Origin of the sequence: Mycoplasmoides pirum ATCC 25960 (assembly GCF_000685905.1) — a bacterium.
GTDB classification, from domain to species: domain Bacteria; phylum Bacillota_I; class Bacilli_A; order Mycoplasmatales; family Mycoplasmoidaceae; genus Mycoplasmoides; species Mycoplasmoides pirum.
This window is the reverse complement of sequence record NZ_JMKZ01000004.1, coordinates 1-2,192: the sequence shown is the minus strand read 5'-3', so window position 1 is coordinate 2,192 and position 2,192 is coordinate 1. Positions and strand designations below refer to the sequence as shown.

The 2,192-nt window shown below is 25.5% G+C and carries 2 protein-coding genes; both read right to left on the bottom strand.

Annotated elements, in window-relative coordinates; all coding sequences use genetic code 4:
- The coding region (locus T397_RS04130) for a hypothetical protein (protein WP_036449353.1) at window positions 1-1,631 on the bottom strand (1,631 nt) is incomplete at its 3' end.
- Window positions 1,632-1,874: 243 nt separating this feature from the next.
- Window positions 1,875-2,192: hypothetical protein (locus T397_RS04390; RefSeq protein WP_036449351.1), on the bottom strand; the 318-nt coding region annotated here is incomplete at its 5' end.

Here is a 2,192-nt window from a genome sequence, read left to right as displayed (position 1 = left end):
GTTAATGATTGAATAGCAGAAAATGGATATTTATAACTAGTATATGTATTCAAATATGATGAATTACCATCAGAAGAAAACTCTTGATAAGAAGCATTAATTGATGATGAACCTACAAGAACTTCTTTATTTTTGTAATTATTATCACTAATTTGTAATGTTTGTTGAAAATTAGTGTTACGGTTGTTTACAGTATTTTGAGTACTTGAATCATTAGTTGTACTTGGAGTTTTAACAACACTAACATGATCAGGTGTTCCATATGTGCCTTTTTTAATTTCGTCTGTTAAATTTGATTTAGTTACAAAATTAGCATCAAAATCAGATACATTTGGTTGCATCATAGCTAAAAATACATATGAGTAAGATTGGTTATTAATTTTATTTACAAGATTAATTGTTTTAGCACCGCCAATAAATCAAGCTAAATTAGATATTTTATTTCTTTTCATAAAAGGTAAATAAAATGCATCTTTAAGAACATTTGATCTTCTATCTTGAGAAAAGAATTTTCCATACATGAAATCATTACTATTTTGTTTTCCGGTATGATCAAAATCATAATTTGCATACAATAAAGGAGTTACATATGAAGTATTTTTAGCTGATACGTTTATTTTGAAATCATAAAACCAAAAACTTTGATATGCATTACCACCAAAAATCAAAATCATTTTAGTATTTGACGCATTATCTTTCAAATAAACCATGTTATTTGCATTATTCAAATACAATTGTTTTAAAATGTAAAAATCTTGATCTGTAGGATTAGTACTATTGTTTTCTTTTTTTCCATTTTTACCTAATAGTTTATAAATAACTGATTTACTATCATCATTTACATATATATTATCTGAATCTTGACTGCTAGCTGTTGAATTAGGAATCCGTGTGTTTCTTATAAAAGATAATTTTGAATTTTCATCATTTTCTTGAATAGCTTCTTCAACATAGATATGATCTCAAACATTAGTTGCTGCTTGGGTATCTGTAATTGAGATATTATTAGCCACATTAGAAGGAAGTGCTGATTTATTATTAATACCAAAATTTGGCAATCCTAAATTATATATATTGCGTTGTTCAAAATTTGAGCCTGTATCATACAATTGAACTACTAGTGCAGGATTATCTATTGTGAACCTAATATCATTAGCCGTTGCATCAGGATTCGTTGAATTTATTTTTACTTCATTATGAACTAATAAAGCATAATAAAAACCTAAATCATCAGTATCAGCAACTATTTGACGTGTTTCATAATTAGATTTTATATCATAAGTTCAATGATACAAATATTGCATTTGGTAATTTAATTTAACAATAGATGCATTATTACTAACTTTTGCAGTTAAAAAATAATTACCATTATTATCTGTTACTTCATCTGTACTAATTCTTCCGGAATCAATGTTAGAAGATGTTATTTGACCATTAAAACTAGATAGTGGTTTAGGTTCTATTGTAGTTTTAGTTGAATTAACATTATTTTGATTAATTAATGAATTACTTGAATCAATTCTGTTGTTTGTATTATTTAAATTTATAGTACTTAATAAAAACAATCCTACTAGTGAAATTCCTAAAATAGAACTAATAGCAAAAAGTTTATTTTGTTTAATTTTATACATTCTTTTTCTTCACTCTTTTTTCGAATTTTTAGAATTTAAACTAATTAAAAACAAAAATTATTAATAATATTTTATAAAAACAAAAAAAAAAATGCAAATTTTAACAAATTTTATTAAATGTGTTTTTATTAATTAAAAACCCCCTTTATCTTATTCGTTTGTACACTTTAAAAAAGTATAAATGAGAGAGAAATACAAACAAAATAAAGGGGGTTTTATTTAAATTAATAGTAAAAAATAAATTTAATTAATAGAGGGTTTAGACGTAGGTTTTGGTGTAGGATTAGATGCTTGTTTTGGTGAGCCACTTGATGTTGGTTTTGCTGCAGGTTTTGGTGTTGGAGTAGAATTTGAACCACCCGCTTTAAGCATTTGTGGTTTAGCTTTCATGTTATTAGCACTTGTATTTTCAATAATTTTTTTGAATACACCACCAACAGCTGTAGTTAATGTTCCAACTTTTTCATGTTGTAATTCAAATCCAACTTGAATTGATTTTTTATGTTTAGCCATTGGAATTCCAATACCACATCCTAAACCAATAATTAAAGCAACTAAAAC